Genomic DNA, 18,099 nt, shown 5'->3' with positions numbered 1-18,099 from the left:
AAGGGCGACTGCTTCCCCGAGGGAAGTGCTCAGCCCGCCTCGGGTGCGACCGTGACGACCGCTGCGCCGCGCGCGGTGAACTCGTCGACCAGGCGGGGGTCGGCGCGGTCGTCGGTGACGAGCGTCCAGCGGGATGGCATGCGGACCCAGGAGTGGAACGGGCTGCGGCCGAGCTTCTCGGCGTGCGCGAGCACGTACACCTCGTTCGCGCGGCGCATCATCAGCTCCTTCAGCCTGGTCTGCTGCAGGTCCGCCTCGCACAGCCCGTTGTCCGGGGTGACGCCGTCCGCGCCGAGGTACACGCGGTCGAACGTCATGCGTTCCAGCGCCGCCTCGGTCAACGGCCCCACGAAACCCTGGCTCAGGTGTCGCAGGGTGCCGCCCAGGCACTCCACGTGCACCGACTCCGACCCGGCCAGCTCCGTCAACGCCGTCAGCCCGGTCGTGGCGACGGTCAGCTGAGGCACGTCGCGCAGCTCGCGGGCCAGCGCGCCCACGGTCGTGCCGGCGTCGAGCAGGATCGTCTCGCCGGAGCTGATCTCCGCCGCGGCCCACCGGGCCATGGCGGTCTTCTCCGCGAACGCCTCCTGCGTGCGCTGGCGCAGCGACGGCTCGGGGTGCGCGAGCAGCGCCATCGCGCCGCCGTAGGTCCGCGCCACCCGGCCCTCGTCGGTGAGCCGGGCGAGGTCGCGCCGGATCGTCGACGCGGTCACCTCGAACGTGTCGGCCAGTTCGTCCACACTGGCCAGACCGGTCGTGGTCGCCAGCCGGACGATCTCGTCCCGCCGGTCCCGCGTCCGCATCCCCGCCATGCGCTGCCTCCGGTGCTGTCGTGGTGTGCGAACAGTATCGTCAGGCGCCCGCGGGGCTGGGCGACATGCGCGCGGCCTGGTGCAGCGCCTCGATCATGCTGCGGATGTCCGCCACGCCCTTGCCCGCGATGTCGAACGCCGTGCCGTGGTCGACCGACGTGCGGATCACCGGCAGGCCGACGGTGATGTTGACGCCCGCCTCGATGCCCAGCACCTTCACCGGGCCGTGGCCCTGGTCGTGGTACATCGCGACGATCAGGTCGTAGTCGCCCCGGCCCGCCAGGAAGAACGCTGTGTCGGCGGGCAGCGGGCCGCGCGCGTCGATGCCGTCGGCCTGGAGCACCTCGATGGCGGGGGTGATCTTCTCGGCCTCCTCGCCCTGGCCGAACAGGCCGTTCTCGCCCGCGTGCGGGTTGATCGCGCACACGCCGATCCTCGGCTCCGGCACGCCCGCGCGGACCAGCGCCTCGTGGCCGCGCCGCACGGTCCGCTCGACCAGGCCGGGCTCGATCTTGCGCACGGCGTCGACGAGCCCGATGTGCGTGGTCACGTGGATGACCTTGACCCTCGGCGTCGACAGCATCATCGACACCTCCTCGGTCCCGGTCAGGTGCGCCAGCAGCTCGGTGTGGCCGGGGTAGACGTGGCCGCCCGCGTGCAGCGCCTCCTTGTTCAGCGGCGCCGTGCAGATGCCCTGCACCGTGCCCGCCATCGCCAGCTCGGAGGCGACCCGGATGTAGTGGAACGCCGCGTCGCCCGCGACCGCGGACAGCTCGCCCCACTGGAGGTCGGCGGGCAGCAGGCCGAGGTCGATCACGTTGACCCGGCCGGGGGTGAACACGGCGTCCTGGACGGACTCCACGGCGACCACGTCGGCGGTCACGCCCAGCGCCTCCGCGCCCAGCCGCAGCCGTGCCGCGTCGCCGATCACGACCGGGCGGCACTCGGTGGCCAGGCCCTCGTCCAGCAGCGCGCCGACGACGACCTCCGGGCCGATGCCCGCGCCGTCGCCCATGGTGACCGCGATGAACGGGCGGGTGTCGGGACTGGTGGTGCTCACGTGGGTTCCTCCGTGGAGTGCGGCCGCGATGGCGGTGAGGGAGTCGGGCGCGCCGAAGCTGCCCGGCCTGGTGACGACGCGACGGCCGTCGGGGGTGGTGCTCAGCACCGCGCCGTGGTGCCCGGCGAGGGCCCCGTGGACGGTGAGCCGGGTGACGCCGAGCCGGTCGAGCACGGCGCGGGCGGTCTCGCCGCCGGTCAGGACGAGGTCGGCGGTGCTCTGCCAGGCGGCCTCGAAGGCGGCCTCGTCGGCGAGCGCGGCCAGGTTCCCGGTCGCCGTGGTGAGGACGGTGGCGATGGTGCCCGCCGCCCGCAGGTGCTCGACCTGCGCGCCGGCCGCCGCCGTGCCGACGACGACCAGTACGGCCGCGCCGCGCTCCGGGATGGCGGTGGAGGGCCCGTCGCCCAGCGCCTCGGCGAGCCCGGCCGAGCCGACCAGCACCGCGCCCACAGCGGTTCCGGCGGCCGCGACCAGGGACAGGTCGGCGTCGGTCTCCGCGTCGCACACGGCGACGGCCCCCGTTGCGCGGATCGCGCACAACCGCGCGAGGAGGTCCGGGGCGCGCACTTCGGCCAGGGACACCACCTCGGTGGCCCGGGGCAGCACCTCGGCGATCGACCTCGGTGGCGGAGTCGGCTCCACCCGCCACGCGTCCGTCTCGTGCAGCGGCACGCCGTCCAGGTGCACGACACCGTCGCGCACGACCCGGCCGAGCCGGGGGAGCGCCGGGCACACGACGGCGAAGCCGCCCGCCCCGCGCACGGCGGCGGCCACGTGCCCGCGCAGCTGGGAGTCGACCTTCACGAACACCTGCCGGGCCGCCCCGAGCGCGGTGACGGCGCGGGTGGTGGCCGCCTCGGCGGCGTCGGCGGGTCCGGAGCGCGTGTCGAGGTCCACGACGATCACGTCCCGGTCATCGGGGGGACACGACGGGTCAATCCCGAGCAGCACCAAACTGCGCGTTGTGCGCATACCCATCGCGGCGGCCACCTCGGCCGCCCCGGACAGATCATCAGCAACAACAAGGATCTTTGTCACGTCAACCGCACCTCCTCGACCTGAAGGATTGCACAGAACGCGCCAAAATGGCCAGAGGACTTGCGCGAAACGTGCAGAACGTGTCAGTGTGGCTCGGGTAACACCGGTGCACCTCGGCAGCGTCAGGCCGCAGCGGCGCCGCACCCCCTCCCGAGCACTGTGAGAGGTCGACGATGACCCGATCCGGACGCGGCCCGGAGCTCTCCCGCCGCACCCTGCTGAGATGGGGTGCGATCGCGGGCGCCGGAGTGACGCTGGGCCCGCTGCTGAACGCCTGCGCCGGTCCGACCGGGACCCCCGGCCCCGGCACGCTGACCCTCGCGCTCAACCGCTCGCTGGTCAGCCTGGACAACAAGCTGAACCAGTTCGACGCCGCCGTCACCGTCCAGCGCGGCGTGCGGCAGGGCCTGACGAGGGTCGGCCAGGACCTCAAGCCCGAGCTCGTGCTGGCCGACCGGTTCGAGCTCACCGCTCCCACCGAATGGACGGTGCACCTCCGCGACGGGGTGCGCTACTCGGACGGCTCGCCGGTCACCGTGCAGGACGTCGCGACCGCGCTGGAGATGTACCAGCAGGTCAACGGGTCGTTCATCGCCGGCTTCTTCTCCGAGTTCCCCGAGGTCGTCCCCGGTGCCGACGGCACGTTCGTGCTGCGCACCCAGCGCCCGGTCCCCGTGCTCGACTACCTCATGGCCAACATCCTGGTCACGCCCTCGGCCGCCAACCGGCCCGAGGAGCTGCAGGACGGCGTCGGCTCCGGCCCGTACGTGGTGCGCTCGGGCAACCGGGGCACCGGCAACTACGCGCTGGCGGTGAACGAGAACTACTGGGGTCCGAAGCCGCGCGTGCCGGGCGTGCAGGTCCGGTTCGTGCCGGAGGAGTCCAGCCGGGTCGTGTCGCTGCGCAGCGGCGAGGTCGACGTGATCGACTCGATCACCCCCGACTCCGCCGACCAGCTCGCGGGCCTGCCCGGCGTGCGGATCACCCGCACCCCGAGCACCCGGATCAACCAGCTCTTCTACAACTTCCGCAAGCCGCAGGGCCATCCGTTGGCCGACCCGGAGGTGCGCGAGGCCCTGACCTACGCCATCGACGGCCGGTCGCTCGTGCAGGACGTGCTGGTCGGCTCGGTCAGCCAGGCGGACGGCGTCGTGCCGACCGGCCTGGAGGGCGCGGTCAAGACGGGGGAGTACGTCTACGACCCGAAGCAGGCCAAGCAGCGGTTGGACGCCCTGGGCGTGCGCGACCTGGAACTGAAGATCATCTGGGAGAGCGGCGAGTTCGCCAGCGACACCTCCGTCATGGAGGCCGTCCTCCAGATGCTCGGCCAGGTCGGCGTCCGCGCCACGCTCCAGCAGTTCGAGCCCGGCGGCGACATCCTGTCGTGGCGGCAGGGCAAGGCGGGCGACTGGGACGTGCTCGGCAACGGCTTCTCCAGCCCCACCGGCCTGGCCGTGAGCATCCTCCAGGGCATGTACGCGGGCACCCCGGAGAAGGAGCAGACCCGCGACACCTACCAGGGCTACGTGGTCCCCGCGATCGCCGCGCAGATCGCCGACGCCTCCGCCGAACCCGACGCCGCCCGCCGCGCGCGGTTGCTCAGCGACGCGCAGAAGGCCGTGTGGGCGACCTGGCCGTGCCTGTGGGCGTTCGTGCCGAACGCCGTCCTCGCCAGCCGCGACCGGGTCGGCGACATCTCGCTGGGCCCGACCAACTCCTACGACCTCGCGTCCGCGCGACTGGAGGGCTGACCGGTGGGGTCCTACCTGCTCAAGCGGCTCGGTCAGAGCGTCCTCACGGTGTTCCTGACGATCTCCACCGTCTTCGTGCTGATCCGCCTCGCTCCCGGCGACCCGGCCGCCGCCTACGCCGGTCCGCTCGCCACCACCGAGGACCTGGCGAGGATCCGCGCCGCCTTCGGGCTCGACCGGTCCGTGGTCGAGCAGTACCTGCTGTTCCTCAAGGGCATCCTGACCGGCGACCTCGGCACGAGCTACTCGTTCCGCTCGCCCGCGCTGGACGTGGTGCTGGAACGGCTGCCGTTCACCATCACCCTGGCGCTCGCGGCCATCCTGATCACCACGGTCGTGGCCGTGCCGCTGGGCGTGTGGATGGCCCGCCGCGCCGACACGACCCGCGAACTCGGCGCGAACGTCGTCACGATCGCCGGTCAGTCCATGCCGGACTTCTGGAGCGGCATCATGCTGCTCACGGTGTTCGCGGTGCTGGTGCCGGTGCTCCCGGCGTCCGGCTTCGCGACCTGGGGCGGCCTGGTGCTACCCGCCGTCACGGTCGCCATCCTCCAGATCGCGCTCATCTCGCGGCTCGTGCGCAGCGAGATGGCGAAGAACCTCACCGCCCCCTACCTCACGGTCGCCCGCTCGCGCGGGGTGTCGGAACGGGCGCTGGTGTGGCGGTACGCGATGACCAACTCGTCGATCCCCGTCGTCACCGCGCTGGGCACGCGGTTCGCGTCCATGCTGAACGGCGTGGTCGTCGTGGAGGTCGTGTTCGCCTGGCCGGGGGTCGGCTCGCTGGTGGTGCGCGCGCTGGAGACGCGCGACTACCCGCTGATCCAGGCCACCGTCCTGGTCACGGCGGCGCTCGCCGTCACCGTCCAACTCCTGGTCGACCTCGCCTACCCGCTGCTCGACCCGCGGGTGCGCCTCGGGAAGAAGGTGTCCGCGTGAGCACCACCCACCCCGGACCGGCCCGCGTGCGGCGGTCCGAGCCCAGACCCAGCGCCGTCACCGCGAAGCACCTCGCTCGCGCCAAGGTCACCCGGCAGCGCCGGGGTTCCCGGCTCAAGCTGTGGGCCGGACTGGTCTGCACGCTGCTCGTCGTCATCCCGGTGGCGCTGGCCCGCGTTCTGCCGCTGCCCGGCCCTGACCAGCAGGACCTGGCCAGCCGTCGCCTCGCGCCGCTGGTCGACGGCCACCTGTTCGGCACCGACCAGCTCGGCCGCGACCTGCTGTCCCGCGTCCTGCACGGCGGGCAGGTGTCGCTGCTGGTCGGCCTGCTCGCCGTCGTGGTGTCCGGCGTGATCGGCGTCGTGCTCGGCGCGTCCGCGGGCTACTTCGGCGGCTGGGTGGACACGGTCGTGTCGCGGCTGCTGGAAGCGCAGCTGTCGTTGCCCCTGCTGATGATGCTGCTGCTCGTGGTCGCCCTGTTCGGGCCGTCCATCCCGGTCATCACGTTCGTCATCGCCATCGCGCAGTGGCCCGAGGTCGCCCGGCTGACCCGCTCGCTCGTGCTGGTGGAGCGGGAGAAGCCCTACGTGGCCGCGGCCCGTGTGCTGGGGCTGCACCGGTTCGCGATCCTGCTGCGCCACGTGCTGCCCAACGTCGTGAAGCAGGCCAGCCTCGTGGTGCTCCTGCTGCTCGCGCAGGCGGTGCTGCTGGAGAGCGCGCTGTCCTACCTGGGTGCCGGTCCGCAACGGCCGTTCGCCACCTGGGGCCGGATCATCTCCGACGGGCAGGACTACATCACCACCTCGTGGTGGATGGTCACGCTGCCCGGCCTCGTCATCGTCGCCCTCGTCGTGGGCGTGAACCTGCTGGGCGACGGTCTGCGCGACCGCGCGCGCCGGCGGAAGGTGAGCACCCCGTGACCGCCGCGCTGCTGGACGTCGAGGACCTCCAGGTCGAGCTGATCACGGCGGGCGGCGTGATCCGCGCCGTGGACGGCGTCAGCTTCTCCATCGCCGAGGGCGAGACCGTGACCGTCATCGGCGAGTCCGGCTCGGGCAAGTCGACCACCGCGATGGCCGTGCTCGGCCTGCTGCCGGACGACCTGGCCGTGCTGTCGGGCTCGGTCCGCTTCGGTGGAACGGACGTGGTCGCCGATCCCCGTGCCCTGCACGAGGTGCGCGGCCGGACGGTGTCGCTCATCCCGCAGGACCCGATGACCGCGCTGAGCCCCGTGCACACGATCGGGCGGCAGCTCGGGGAAGCCGTGCGGCTGCGCAAGCCGGAGCTGACCAAGCGCGCCGCCGAGGCCCGCGCGGTGGAGCTGCTGGACCTGGTGCACGTGCCGCGCGCCGCCGAGCAGCTCGGCCGCTACCCGCACCAGCTCTCCGGCGGGATGCTGCAACGCGTGCTGATCGCCATCGCCCTGGCGGGGGAGCCGAGGCTGCTGGTCGCGGACGAGCCGACCAGCGCGCTGGACGTGACCGTGCAGGCCGGGATCCTGGCGCTGCTGCTGGAACTCCAGGAGAGCACGGGCATCGGCATCCTGATGATCACCCACGACCTGGGCGTCGCCCGGCTGGTGTCCGACCGCATCCACGTGATGCGCGACGGGCGGTTCGTCGAGTCCGGCGAGGTCGAGGCCGTCGTGGACCACCCGACCCACGAGTACACCCGCAAGCTGCTGGCCGCGGTGCCCGTGCTGGGGCCGTGGGACGAGGACGTCGCCGGAGGAGAACGATGACCGCACCGCTGCTCGACGTCCGCGACCTCGTGGTGGAGTACCACGTGCGCGGCGGCTCGTTCCGCGCGGTCGACCACGTCAGCTTCACCGTCCACAAGGGACGCACGCTGGCGATCGTCGGCGAGTCCGGCTGCGGCAAGTCCACCATCGCCTCGGCGATCGTCCGGCTGCTCAAGCCCAGCTCCGGGCAGATCCTGCTGGACGGCACGGACATCGCGGGCCTGTCGGAACGCCGGATGCGGCCGCTGCGCTCGAGGGTGCAGATGGTGTTCCAGGACCCGTATGCCTCGCTCGACCCGCACCTGAGCGCGCAGGACATCGTCGCGGAACCCCTGCGGCTGCGCGGTGTGGGTTCCGCGGCCGACCGGCGGGCCAGGGCCGCCGAGCTGATCGACCGGGTCGGTCTGCCGTCCAGCGCGCTGGAACGGCGGCCCGCGGAGTTCTCCGGCGGCCAGCGCCAGCGCATCGGCATCGCGCGGGCGTTGGCGAGCAGCCCGGAGCTGCTGGTGTGCGACGAGGCCACCAGCGCGCTGGACGTGTCGGTGCAGGCGCAGGTGCTGGCGCTGCTGGAGGACCTCCAGCGGGACACGGGCCTGACGTGCATCGTCATCTCGCACAACCTGGGCGTGGTGCGGCGGATCAGCGCGGACGTCGTGGTGATGAAGGCGGGCCGGGTCGTCGAGTCCGGCCCCACCGCCGACGTGCTGGCCGCGCCGAAGGAGCCGTACACCCGCGCGCTGCGCCGGGCCGCGCTCGACCCCACCGCGATGACCGGCCGCAAGCCGCGGTCGTTCGTCACCGCCCGAGAGGAGGTCCCCGCGTGAGCTTCGCCCTGTCCCGGCTGGTGCTGGGCACGATGACCTTCGGCGACACCGTCGACCCCGACGGCGCCCGCCGGATGGTGGACGCGGCGCTGGACGCCGGGATCACCGGGATCGACACCGCGAACGGCTACGCGGGCGGCGCGTCGGAGGAGATCCTGCGCGACCTGCTGCCCGGTCGTCGGGACCGGGTCGTGCTGGCCACCAAGGCGGGCATCCCGCACCCCGACGCCGAAGGCGACAGCCCGTTGTCCGCCGCCGGCCTCCGCAGGTCGCTCCAGGGCAGCCTCCGCCGCCTGGGCGTCGACCACGTCGACCTGTTCTACCTCCACCAGCCGGACCGGGCCGCGCCCCTCGCGGAGACGGTCGCCGAGCTGGGCAAGCTCGTGGCTGAAGGCCTGGTCTCCGCCATCGGGGTGTCCAACTTCGCCGCGTGGCGGATCGCGGACCTCAACCGCGAGTGCGACGCTCAAGGTGTGCCCCGACCCGTTGCCGCGCAACAGCTCTACAACCTGCTGGCCAGGCGGGTCGAGGACGAGTACCTGGAGTTCGCCCGCGTGACCGGGCTGCTCACGGTCGTCTACAACCCGCTCGGCGGCGGCCTGCTCACCGGCAGGCACACGTTCGCCGAACGGCCCACCGAGGGCCGGTTCGGCGACTCCCGGCTGGCCGCCATGTACACCGAGCGCTACTGGGACGACCGGCTGTTCGCCGCCGTGTCCGCGCTGTCGGACGTGGCCGCCGGCGCCGGGATCCCGTTGACCGAGCTGTCGCTGCGGTGGCTGCTCAGCCAGGAGGACGTGGGGTCGGTGCTGCTGGGCGGCTCCCGCGTCGAGCACCTGGTGGCCAACGTCGAGGCCGCCTCCGCCGGGCCGCTGCCCGCCGACGTGCTGGCCGCCTGCGACTCGGTCGGGGCCGCCCTGCGTGGTCCCATGCCCGCCTACAACCGCTGAGAACACCGGAGGAGTGGAATGTCCGCGAGCGAGTTCGCCCGCAAGATCCGCGCCCGTGAACGAGTCGTCGGCTACTGGTGCGTGCTCGACGCGCCGGTGGCGACCGAGCGGCTGGCGCGGCTGGGGTACGACTACGTGTGCCTGGACGGTCAGCACGGCCTGCTCGGCTACTCGGGTCTGCTGAGCGGGCTGACCGCGATCGACGCGGGCGGCACGGCCACCGGGCTGGTCAGGGTGGAGGCCAACGACCCCACGCCCATCGGCCGTGCCCTGGACGCCGGGGCGGGCGGCGTGATCGTGCCGCTGGTCGACACCGCCGCCGACGCGGCCGCCGCCGTGACCTCGGCGAAGTACGGGCCGGAGGGCAGGCGGTCCTACGGTCCCATGCGGTCCGCGCTGCGCATCGGCCCCGTTCCCGCCGAGGCCAACGCCGCCACGGTGGTCCTGGTGATGATCGAGACCGCGCAGGGCCTGGCCAACGTCGAGGAGATCTGCGCGACGCCCGGCCTGGACGGCGTGTACGTCGGCCCGTCCGACCTGATGCTCGCCCTCGGCGGCTCCCGGCCGGGCGACCCGGCGCTGGCCACCGAGTTCGAGGCCGCGCTGACCCGCGTCCGCGAGGCCGCCGCGGCGGCCGGGATCGCCGCGGGCATCCACACCATGGACGGAGCGAGCGCCGCGAAGCGGCTGGCCGAGGGGTACACGTTCGCCTCGATCTCCTCGGACCTGACCCACCTGGAGGACAGCGCCGCCGCCCACCTCGCCGCGTCGCGGGGCGAGTCGTGAGCGTGTCGACCGCCTTCGACGGGGTCCTGCGCACCCGCGCCGACGACCCCGAACGGCGGGACGCGATGCTGCCCGCGACCGCCGTGCAGAACCACGCCGCGAACCTCGCGACGCTGCCCGGCGGCGACCTGGGTTGCGTGTGGTTCGGCGGCACCCAGGAGGGCGTGCCGGACATCAGCGTGTGGTTCTCCCGGCTCCCGGTCGGCGGCGACACGTGGTCCGCGCCGGTCCGGCTGTCCGACGACGGCACCCGGTCCGAGCAGAACCCGGTCCTGTTCCCCGTACCCGGCGGCGGCGTCTGGCTGCTGTGGACGGCCCAGGTCGCGGGCAACCAGGACACCGCCGAGGTGCGCCGCCGGACCTCCGCGGACGGCGGCCGCACCTGGGGGCCGACCACGACGCTGTTCCCGGCCACCCCCACCGGCGGGGTGTTCGTGCGCCAGCCGGTCGTCGTCCTCGGCTCGGGGCGGTGGCTGCTGCCGGTGTTCCACTGCGTGTCGGTGCCCGGCCGCAAGTGGGTGGGGGACCGCGACACCAGCGCCGTGCTCGTGTCCGACGACGCGGGGGAGACCTGGTTCGAGGTCGCCGTGCCGGAGAGCACCGGGCTCGTGCACATGAACGTCGTGCCGCTGCCGGACGGGACGCTCGCCGCGTTCTACCGCAGCAGGTTCGCCGACTTCGTGCACCGCTCGACGTCCACCGACGACGGTGCGACGTGGACCCCGCCGCGGCCGGTGCCCGACCTGCCCAACAACAACTCCTCGATCCAGGTCGTCCGGCTGGCCGACGACCGGCTCGCGGCCGTGTTCAACGACAGCAGCGCCCGCGACGCCACCGAGCGCAGGCTCTCGCTGTACGACGAGATCGACGACGACGGGCTGGCCGACCGGGCGGCGCCCACCGAGGAGTTCGGGACGGCGTTCTGGGGAGCGCCCCGCGCGCCGATGACCCTCGCGCTGTCCTCGGACGGCGGGGTCACCTGGCCGGTGCGGCGGAACCTGGAGGTCGGCGACGGCTACTGCCTGACCAACAACTCCCGCGACGGCCTGAACCGCGAGCTCTCCTACCCCGCGGTCCACCAGGCCGCGGACGGCTCGCTCGACATCGCGTTCACCTACTTCCGGCAGACCATCGAGCACGTCCGCGTGCCGGTGTCCTGGGTCCGGTGACCCGGCACGCCCTGGTCACCGGTGTCAGCTCCGGCATCGGCCTGGCGACCGCGCGCAGGCTGCTCGACGACGGCTGGGCGGTCTCCGGGCTCAGCCGGGGCGAACCGCCGCTGGGCCACGAGCGGCTCACCTGGCGGGCGACGGACCTCGGCGACCCCGAGGTGCTGCGCGCCACCGTCCTCGACCTGCCCGCCGCCGACGCCGTCGTGCACGCTGCGGGCCTGCAGCGCACCGCCCGGCTGGGGCAGCTGTCCACACGGGACGGTGCCGACATGTGGCGGGTGCACGTGGAGGCGGCCTCGGTGCTGGTCGACGCGGCGGTGGACCGGATGCCGCGGGGAGCCCGCGTGGTGCTGGTCGGCAGCCGCACGATGACCGGCGTGCCGGGCAAGAGCCAGTACGCGGCCACCAAGGCGGCGCTGGTGGGGATGGCGCGGTCGTGGGCGGCGGAGCTGGTGGGGCGGGCGATCACCGTCAACGTGGTGGCGCCCGGCCCGACCGACACCCCGATGCTGCGCGACCCCGGCCGGGCCGCCACTCCCGTCCGGCTGCCGCCGATGGGTGCGCTGGTCGACCCGGCCGAGATCGCGGGGACGGTGTCGTTCCTGCTGGGCCCGGACGCCCGGAGCATCACCGGGCAGACCCTCGTCGTGTGCGCTGGAACGTCACTGGGGTTGTGATTGCTTCAGTGTTAACCGAAGCTAACTGATCGGTGGGCGGACGTTGGTGACGAACTTGCCGAGGGTGTTGCCGCGTTCGGCGAAGTTCAGCACGACGAACGTGCCGTTCTTGCCCTGCGACAGCCCGACGCCGACCTTCGTCGACGACTGCCAGACCAGCGCCGTGAAGTGCAGGACGGTGTAGTCGACGTTGCTCGACGTGTACTCCTTGGCGTAGTTGTAGCCGCGCGACTCGTTGTACCAGTCGTCGACCGCGGCGGTGCCGACGGTCGACGTCGGTTTGCTCTTCGCCGTTGTCTTGTACATGTTCTCGCCGTACTTGTTGTCCGGCCGGTGCTGGAACGAGTCCGTCGTCTGGAGCCGGTCCGCCCAGTCCTGGGCGGTCGCGGTGACCGCCGGGTCGAGCGTCAACGGTGCCGCGCCGTGCTTGGCGCGGTACTTGTTGACCAGCGCGACGGTCGTGGCGATCGGGTCGACCGCCGCGGCGGCGGGGGCGACGGCGGTGGTGGCGAGGACGGTCGCGGCGAGGAACGTCGTGAGTGCGGTGCGCATGGCTGGGGAGCTCTCCGTTCTGGTTGTTCGGGTGTCCGTTCCGGACGGTGGTCGCGCCCGGTCAGCAGAGGCGGCGCAGGATCGAGCCGGACGTGCCCGCCAGCGAGACGGAGTCCACCTGCTCGTTGCGCTCGTTCTCGTGCGTGGTGCCCAGGTCGATCCGGGTCTCGGCGCTGGCGGTCGGGTTCGTGTTCACCACGACCGTGCCGCAGGCGAAGTCGCGGCGCAGCAGGTTCGCGCCCACCGAGCGGTACGGACCCTGGGGAGACCCGAGGTCCCACCCGTACTCGGGGTGGACCGGGGCCGCGTCGCCGTAGTCGTCGGTGGCGTTCGCCTCCGCGATGGCCGTCTTGTCGCCCGCCACGAGGAAGTAGCTGGCCAGGGCGTAGCGGAACGCGCGGTCGTCACCGGCCGAGACGTGCGGCTGGACCCAGGTGATCTTGCCCCTGGCCTCGTCCGACACGATCTGGTCGGTCTGGCTGCTCCACCCGTCGGGTGCCTCGGGCAGCAGGTCCGAGCTGCCGAACGCGAGCCACCACTCGTCGAAACCGCCGTCGAGGTGCTCGGTGTAGGCGTCCCAGGTGCCGGGGTGCAGCCTGGCGTTGGCCAGGTTCGCCACCGTCAGCAGGCCCGCGTCGGTGAACCGGTGGCGGGTGTTCGCGAGCATCGACTTGTACGCCGACTGCATCGACTCGTCGGTCGGTCGGGCCGTCGGGCACACTCCCTCGTGGTAGGTGTCGCAGGCGAACAGCGCGTTGTCCATCAGGACCCCGTCGAACCCGCCCGCTTTCGCGTTCCGGACGACGTTGTCGGCCCAGCGGTCCTGGTAGCCGGTGTTGCCGACGTCCATCTGCCAGTGCCCGGCGTACCCGCTGTACTCGAACCGGTTGCCGTCCGGTCCTTGCAGGAACCAGTCGGGGTGGCCTTTGTCCGCGTCGCAGAACCCGACGCCCGTCGGGAGGTCCGGCTCGTCGGCGCCGTCCTTGCAGGCGTAGCTGCGCGTGGACGACAGGTCCTTGTAGACGAACACCTTGACGTCGGGGTTGGCGTTCTTGAACTTGCCCACCAGTCCGCTTTCCCACGAGTTGAGGACGATGTAGGAACGCGTCTTGGCGTGGTCGGTGATGGCCTGGTCGGTGATCTGCGTGCCGTCCAGGTGCAGCCAGAACGACTGCGCCTTGCCGGGGTCGGTGCTGATGGCGGCGGTGCCCGCCGTGGTGGCGACGGCCACCCCGGTCGCGGCGAGCACCATCGCGGTGATGGCGGCCGTCGTGCGCGGAAGTGGTGACCTCCGCGCTCGGACGGCCGTGGAGTCTGCTTTCCCTGACTCGGGATCCATGGGGAATCTCCTTGCGGGTCGGCGGAAGGGTGTTCCGACCAGCGGGTGCCCGATGGCGAGATTGGGGCAAACAGGTGATCTTGCCGAGTACCCGTGAGGGGGAATCCCGCAGGTGAAACCGCATTTCTACGGAATTGTCGGGGTCAGTTCCAAACATTTTTTTCCACGGAGTCACTCCGCGATGGTCGGCGCCTTGCGCGACCATTCGCGGGCATCGACCTCCCCGGCGATGAACCGGGCGACATCGGTGCGGCTCACCTTCCAGCCGCCTTTCGGGGTCACGCCGTCCTGGACGCGGTAGTCGCCGGTCGGCGGTTTGTCCTGGAGGTGGGAGGGGCGGACGAACGTCCAGTCCAGCCCGCTGTCCCGGAAGGTCGACTCCATCAGCCGCATGTCGGCGTACAGGTCCTCGGCGAGCGGCCGCAGGACGGTGCGGTACCAGAACCCGAAGTTCGGGTCGTCGCGGCGCACACCGCCGGACGTGATGGCGATGACCCGTCCGACACCGGCGGACCCCATGGCCGCGACCAGGGCGCGGGCACCCTCGGAGTACAGGCCGAGCGGACGGCGGCCGGACGGGCCGATCGCGCAGACCACGACGTCGTGGCCCGCGACGGCCGCGCGCACGCTGTCGGGGTCGCGCACGTCCGCTCGCACGACCGGGACTCGTGCCGGGAACTCCGTCGGGGTGCGCACGGCGGCGGTGACGTGGTGGCCCGCGGCCAGTGCCTCCGCGACGACGAGCCGTCCGGTGCGGCCCGCGGCCCCGAAGACGACGACCTCGCTCATGACGGTTCTCCTGACGGGGTGCGGGGGAGGAGGGTGACGAGCGCCGCGCTGAGCAGGCACGTCGCGGTGACGACGAGGGCTCCGACGGCGAGGCCGGAGGGGGCGGTGGCGAAGAACGCGGTGCCCAGGACGGCGACGCCCAGCGCACTGGCGAGCTGCTGGACCGCGTTGAGCGCGCCGGACGCGCTGCCGACCTCGGCGGGGTCGGCGGCGGTGAAGATCGTCTGCGTCAGCGTGCCGAACAGCAGGCCGAGACCGAGACCCACGACCAGGCTCGGTGTCAGCAGTGTCCACACCGGGAGGTCGGAGGTCGCCACCAAGGCCAGGCCGAGCGTGCCGAGGGCCTCGACGCCGAGGCCCAGGTGCAGCACCGACCGGCCGAGCCGAGCCGCGAGCCCCGGCGCGACTACCGAGCTGAGGGCGATGCCCACGGCGACCGGCGCGAGTGCCAGCGCGGCCTGGAGGGCGGAGTACCCGAGGTCGAGCTGGAGGTGCAGCGACAGCACGAGCAGCAGGCCGCCGACACCGGAGAAGAAGGCCACGGCCACGACCAGCCCGCCGACGAACGCGCGCTTGCGCAGCAGGCTCGGCACCAGGATCGGCGCGGGGCTGGTGCGCTGCCGCCCGCCGAGGGCGAGGAACGCCGCGACCCCGGCCGCCGGCGACGCGAAGGCCCACCACGGCCAGCCCGCCTCCCGGCCCTGGATCAGGGGGTACACGAGGAGGGCTGAGCCCGCGGCGACCAGGACCGCGCCGACCGGGTCGATCCGGACGGTCGCGTCGCCGGGGTCGGCGGGCATCCACCGCAGCGCGCCCGCGACGGTCAGCGCGCCGAGCGGGACGTTGACGAGGAAGACCAGCCGCCAGTCCAGGCCCGCGAGGTCGAGCGCGATGAGGCCGCCCGCGAGGATCGGCCCGCCGATCGCGGCGAGCCCCATCACCGGTCCGAACACCGCGAACGCCCGGCCGCGCTCGCGTTCGTCGAAGACCGAGGCCAGCACGCCGAAGCCCTGCGGGATCATCAGCGCGCCGAGCGCGCCCTGCGCGACCCTGGCCGAGATCAGCACGGCGGGGGTGGGGGCGAGGGCGCACACCGCCGAGGCGAGGGTGAAGCCGACGGCGCCGACCACGAAGAGCCGCCGCCTGCCCCAGCGGTCGCCGAGGCGGCCGCCGACGACCAGCAGCACGCCGAAGGCGAGCGCGTAGCCGGCGGTGAGCCACTGCAGCGCCGCCGGGCCGCCGCCCAGACCCGCGCGGACCGAGGGCGCGGCCACGTTCATCACGGTCGAGTCGAGCAGGTCGAGGACGTCGGCGAGCATCACCACGACGAGGACGCGCCACCGTCGGGGATCGGGCGGTGCCGCCGCCGGAGCGGCCTGAGGTGTGGTCATCGGTGTCTCCAGGGTCGCCGAACACCGTTCGGGCCGAACGGTGTTCGCCACGAACAGTGCACCGGGCGAATGGTGTTCGTCAAGTAGGATTCCCGGCATGCCCAGCAGCCCCCGCACCAGTCCGGCGAAAGCCCCGCTCAGCCGCGACGCCATCGTCGCGACGACCCTCGCCCTGGTCGACGAGCTGGGCTTCGGGGTGGTGAGCATGCGCAGGGTCGCCCAGGCGCTCGACACCGGACCGGCGTCGCTCTACGTCTACGTCCGCGACCGGGACGAGCTGATGGCGCTCGCGCACGACCTCGCGGTGGCCCCCGTCGAGCTGCCCGGCGAGTCCGACGGGGACTGGCGCGCCCGCCTCGAACTGCTGGTGGACCGGATCGTCGACGCGCTCGGCTCCCACGACGACATCGCGTCCGTCGGCCTGACCGACGTGCCGGTCGGGCCGCAGACGCTGCGCGTCACCGAGGAGATGCTGCGCCTGCTGAGGGTGGGCGGGATCGACGACGCGGCCTGCGCCTGGGCGGCGGACCTGCTCGGCCAGTACATCGCGTCGTCGGCGCTGGAGAAGGCGGCGCGGCTGCGCGCCCAACGGGACCTGGCGCGCGCTGACGCCACCGGGTGCGCCTCAGAGGAGGCCATGTCGGAGGCGTTCTCGGCGCGCTTGGACGTCGTGTACCGCTCGCTGCCCGCCGACCGGTACCCCACGATCGCCGTGCTGGCCCCGTTGTTGACCGGTGGTCACGGCGGTTCGCGCGCGGCGTGGAAGCTCCGCGTGATCATCGACGGGCTGCTGGCCCAGGACCCGGCGCTTCGATGACCTGGTCGCCTTGCACCTGGTAAGCCCAACGGACGACATGTGCGGTCCGGATCCCGGCGCGGTGACGCGCACCGGCGGCCGGAGGAGTCCGATGCCGTCCGTTCCGGCGGTGGATGGGCTGGCGCGATGGAGGTCGAGCGCCGGGAAAGCCCGCGCGACGAGCGGAAGAGGCTGATCCGCGCCCCGTCTGCTCGACGCGGCGGTCATGGTGTTCGCCGAGAAGTCGGTCATCACCACCACGATGGACGACATCGCGAAGGCTGCCAGGGTGACCGTGTACGCGCACTTCCCCGGCGAGGGCGACGTGGTCCGGGCGCTGTCGGAACGCGTGTACGAGGTGCCGGAGCGCACCTGCTCCGAGCCGGCCGCCCTCCCGGCGTGGACCCGCCCGGTGGTCCGGGCGTGGCTCGACGACGTCGTGGTGCTGTGGCGGGAGATCGCCCCGATCCTCCGCGTGGTGCGGGTCGCCGGTTTCGTGCAGGCGCGGATCCGCTACGTCGAGGAGCACGAGCGGTTCGCGCGCCTGCTCACCGGCGACCTCCGGCGCTGGGACGGCGAACCAGGGCCGCGCGCCCAGCAGCGCGCCCTGATGGCCCTGGTCCACGTCGAGTCGACGCTGACCGCGTGGATCGCCGCCGAACTGCCGCTGGGACCGTCGGGTCCGCCGGACCTGCCGGCCGACTCGCTCCGCCATCTGCTCGCCCCGGCGGTCCAGGACTAGCGACGCCCGTGCGCACGGCGGTCCGCCCGTTACGCCCGCGGGTTCGACCTCCCGCCGGCGGCGGGCACCACCGGCTCAGTCGCGGGCGAGGCCGCGGAGCAGCGGTAGGTAGACCTGGTCGACCAGCTCGGCGATGGTCTCGTCGGTGATGGAGCCCCCGTTGATCAGGGCCTCGTTGCGGATCAGGTCGATGGGCAGGCGGCCCGCCCGGTGGGTCAGCTCGACGGGCGGGTGCTCGCCGCGCTCGACGGCCCGTTGCAGGACCGTCCCCACGACCTTGCCGAACGGGGCGTTGACCAGCCGGTCGCGCATCAGCGCGGCGACCTCGGGGTGCCGGAAGGTCTCCGTCATGACGCCCGCGATCATCTCGTTCATCATGCCGTCGACGCGGCGGGCGATCTTGGTGAACAGGATGACGAGGTCACCGCGGAGCGACCCGGTGTCGGGGGAGGGCGGCCGCACCGGGGCCCGGCTGCCCCAGGCCGCGAGCACGAGCTCGGCGCGGTTGGGCCAGCGCCGGTAGATCACGGGTTTGCTCGTCCCGGCGCGCGCGGCGACCGACTCGATGGTGAGCCGGGCGTAGCCCACGTCGTTGAGCTCCGCCCAGGCGGCGTCCAGGATGGCCTTCTCCAGCTCCACCCCTCGGCGGCGCGTCCTCGTCTCCGGCACCCTGCCCCTTAAAGCACTTGGCGTATCTTATGGGGGTAGTCTACGGTACCGGCTGTTAGATACGGCGAGTT

18 protein-coding genes are annotated in these 18,099 nt (G+C 72.8%); 11 read left to right on the top strand and 7 right to left on the bottom strand.

The genetic code is table 11. The features are described 5' to 3' along the window. Positions 1–29: 29 nt before the first annotated feature. Positions 30–812 (bottom strand): DeoR/GlpR family DNA-binding transcription regulator, encoded by a 783-nt coding sequence (locus tag CLV43_RS09175; RefSeq protein ID WP_106186608.1) that lies wholly within the window; start codon positions 810–812, stop codon positions 30–32. Between the two features lie 40 nt (positions 813–852). After that, a complete protein-coding gene (pdxA, locus tag CLV43_RS09170) occupies positions 853–2,910 on the bottom strand; it encodes a 4-hydroxythreonine-4-phosphate dehydrogenase PdxA (protein ID WP_106186607.1) in 2,058 nt (685 codons plus the stop codon). 173 nt (positions 2,911–3,083) lie between these two features. Here pdxA and CLV43_RS09165 point away from each other — a divergent pair, with 173 nt between their 5' ends. The 9 genes from CLV43_RS09165 to CLV43_RS09125 are packed head-to-tail and all read left to right on the top strand — an operon-like array spanning position 3,084 to position 11,750. After that, entirely contained in the window at positions 3,084–4,661 is a 1,578-nt protein-coding gene (locus CLV43_RS09165) for an ABC transporter substrate-binding protein (RefSeq protein WP_106186606.1), read from the top strand. 3 nt (positions 4,662–4,664) lie between these two features. Beyond that, a complete protein-coding gene (locus CLV43_RS09160) occupies positions 4,665–5,600 on the top strand; it encodes an ABC transporter permease (RefSeq protein ID WP_106186605.1) in 936 nt (311 codons plus the stop codon). Continuing rightward, entirely contained in the window at positions 5,597–6,520 is a 924-nt protein-coding gene (locus CLV43_RS09155) for an ABC transporter permease (RefSeq protein WP_106186604.1), read from the top strand. The genes CLV43_RS09160 and CLV43_RS09155 overlap by 4 nt, the downstream gene beginning before the upstream one ends. After that, the gene (locus CLV43_RS09150) at positions 6,517–7,341 is read left to right on the top strand and encodes an ABC transporter ATP-binding protein (RefSeq protein ID WP_106186603.1); all 825 of its coding nucleotides are present in this window, start codon (positions 6,517–6,519) and stop codon (positions 7,339–7,341) included. The genes CLV43_RS09155 and CLV43_RS09150 overlap by 4 nt, the downstream gene beginning before the upstream one ends. After that, the gene (locus CLV43_RS09145) at positions 7,338–8,165 is read left to right on the top strand and encodes an ATP-binding cassette domain-containing protein (RefSeq protein ID WP_106186602.1); all 828 of its coding nucleotides are present in this window, start codon (positions 7,338–7,340) and stop codon (positions 8,163–8,165) included. The genes CLV43_RS09150 and CLV43_RS09145 overlap by 4 nt, the downstream gene beginning before the upstream one ends. After that, on the top strand, positions 8,162–9,115 hold the full coding sequence (locus tag CLV43_RS09140; protein ID WP_245886226.1) for an aldo/keto reductase: 954 nt from the start codon (positions 8,162–8,164) through the stop codon (positions 9,113–9,115). Before CLV43_RS09145 ends, CLV43_RS09140 begins: the two co-directional genes overlap by 4 nt. Before the next feature lie 18 nt (positions 9,116–9,133). Further along, complete coding sequence (locus CLV43_RS09135) at positions 9,134–9,901, top strand: HpcH/HpaI aldolase family protein (RefSeq protein WP_106186601.1); 768 nt, start codon at positions 9,134–9,136, stop codon at positions 9,899–9,901. After that, on the top strand, positions 9,898–11,070 hold the full coding sequence (locus CLV43_RS09130) for a sialidase family protein (protein WP_245886225.1): 1,173 nt from the start codon (positions 9,898–9,900) through the stop codon (positions 11,068–11,070). The genes CLV43_RS09135 and CLV43_RS09130 overlap by 4 nt, the downstream gene beginning before the upstream one ends. Beyond that, positions 11,067–11,750 carry an SDR family NAD(P)-dependent oxidoreductase gene (locus tag CLV43_RS09125; protein WP_211304285.1) on the top strand — a complete coding sequence of 228 codons (684 nt, stop codon included), beginning with the start codon at positions 11,067–11,069 and terminating at the stop codon, positions 11,748–11,750. Before CLV43_RS09130 ends, CLV43_RS09125 begins: the two co-directional genes overlap by 4 nt. A gap of 21 nt (positions 11,751–11,771) precedes the next feature. Here CLV43_RS09125 and CLV43_RS09120 read toward each other — a convergent pair whose 3' ends face one another. The 4 genes from CLV43_RS09120 to CLV43_RS09105 all read right to left on the bottom strand — a co-directional run bounded on the left by CLV43_RS09120 (position 11,772) and on the right by CLV43_RS09105 (position 15,821). Continuing rightward, positions 11,772–12,302, bottom strand: coding sequence for a CAP family protein (locus tag CLV43_RS09120; RefSeq protein WP_106186600.1), 531 nt, complete (start codon positions 12,300–12,302; stop codon positions 11,772–11,774). Positions 12,303–12,363: 61 nt separating this feature from the next. Next, positions 12,364–13,641, bottom strand: coding sequence for a putative glycoside hydrolase (locus CLV43_RS09115; protein WP_146174703.1), 1,278 nt, complete (start codon positions 13,639–13,641; stop codon positions 12,364–12,366). Between the two features lie 171 nt (positions 13,642–13,812). Beyond that, positions 13,813–14,430 carry an NAD(P)-dependent oxidoreductase gene (locus CLV43_RS09110; RefSeq protein WP_106186598.1) on the bottom strand — a complete coding sequence of 206 codons (618 nt, stop codon included), beginning with the start codon at positions 14,428–14,430 and terminating at the stop codon, positions 13,813–13,815. Continuing rightward, on the bottom strand, positions 14,427–15,821 hold the full coding sequence (locus CLV43_RS09105; protein ID WP_106186597.1) for an MFS transporter: 1,395 nt from the start codon (positions 15,819–15,821) through the stop codon (positions 14,427–14,429). Before CLV43_RS09105 ends, CLV43_RS09110 begins: the two co-directional genes overlap by 4 nt. Before the next feature lie 97 nt (positions 15,822–15,918). On the opposite strand from CLV43_RS09105, the gene CLV43_RS09100 reads away from it, so the two are divergent. Next, the gene (locus CLV43_RS09100; RefSeq protein ID WP_106186596.1) at positions 15,919–16,638 is read left to right on the top strand and encodes a TetR/AcrR family transcriptional regulator; all 720 of its coding nucleotides are present in this window, start codon (positions 15,919–15,921) and stop codon (positions 16,636–16,638) included. Positions 16,639–16,825: 187 nt separating this feature from the next. After that, entirely contained in the window at positions 16,826–17,359 is a 534-nt protein-coding gene (locus CLV43_RS09095; protein ID WP_281262149.1) for a TetR/AcrR family transcriptional regulator, read from the top strand. A gap of 75 nt (positions 17,360–17,434) precedes the next feature. On the opposite strand, the gene CLV43_RS09090 is transcribed toward CLV43_RS09095, so the two are convergent. Then, the gene (locus CLV43_RS09090) at positions 17,435–18,028 is read right to left on the bottom strand and encodes a TetR/AcrR family transcriptional regulator (RefSeq protein WP_106186594.1); all 594 of its coding nucleotides are present in this window, start codon (positions 18,026–18,028) and stop codon (positions 17,435–17,437) included. Positions 18,029–18,099: the final 71 nt, after the last annotated feature.

Origin of the sequence: Umezawaea tangerina (genome assembly GCF_003002815.1) — a bacterium.
Classification (GTDB): domain Bacteria; phylum Actinomycetota; class Actinomycetes; order Mycobacteriales; family Pseudonocardiaceae; genus Umezawaea; species Umezawaea tangerina.
The sequence above is the reverse complement of the archived record's forward strand: the minus strand, read 5'-3'. Positions and strand labels throughout refer to the sequence as shown.

Excerpts from the sequence above, each read along its gene's own strand:
- CLV43_RS09175 (WP_106186608.1), bottom strand. The coding sequence starts at position 812 with ATGGCGGGGATGCGGACGCGGGACCGGCGGGACGAGATCGTCCGGCTG.
- CLV43_RS09165 (WP_106186606.1), top strand. The coding sequence starts at position 3,084 with ATGACCCGATCCGGACGCGGCCCGGAGCTCTCCCGCCGCACCCTGCTG.
- CLV43_RS09145 (WP_106186602.1), top strand. The coding sequence starts at position 7,338 with ATGACCGCACCGCTGCTCGACGTCCGCGACCTCGTGGTGGAGTACCAC.
- CLV43_RS09135 (WP_106186601.1), top strand. The coding sequence starts at position 9,134 with ATGTCCGCGAGCGAGTTCGCCCGCAAGATCCGCGCCCGTGAACGAGTC.
- CLV43_RS09120 (WP_106186600.1), bottom strand. The coding sequence starts at position 12,302 with ATGCGCACCGCACTCACGACGTTCCTCGCCGCGACCGTCCTCGCCACC.
- CLV43_RS09115 (WP_146174703.1), bottom strand. The coding sequence starts at position 13,641 with ATGGATCCCGAGTCAGGGAAAGCAGACTCCACGGCCGTCCGAGCGCGG.
- CLV43_RS09110 (WP_106186598.1), bottom strand. The coding sequence starts at position 14,430 with ATGAGCGAGGTCGTCGTCTTCGGGGCCGCGGGCCGCACCGGACGGCTC.
- CLV43_RS09105 (WP_106186597.1), bottom strand. The coding sequence starts at position 15,821 with ATGACCACACCTCAGGCCGCTCCGGCGGCGGCACCGCCCGATCCCCGA.
- CLV43_RS09100 (WP_106186596.1), top strand. The coding sequence starts at position 15,919 with ATGCCCAGCAGCCCCCGCACCAGTCCGGCGAAAGCCCCGCTCAGCCGC.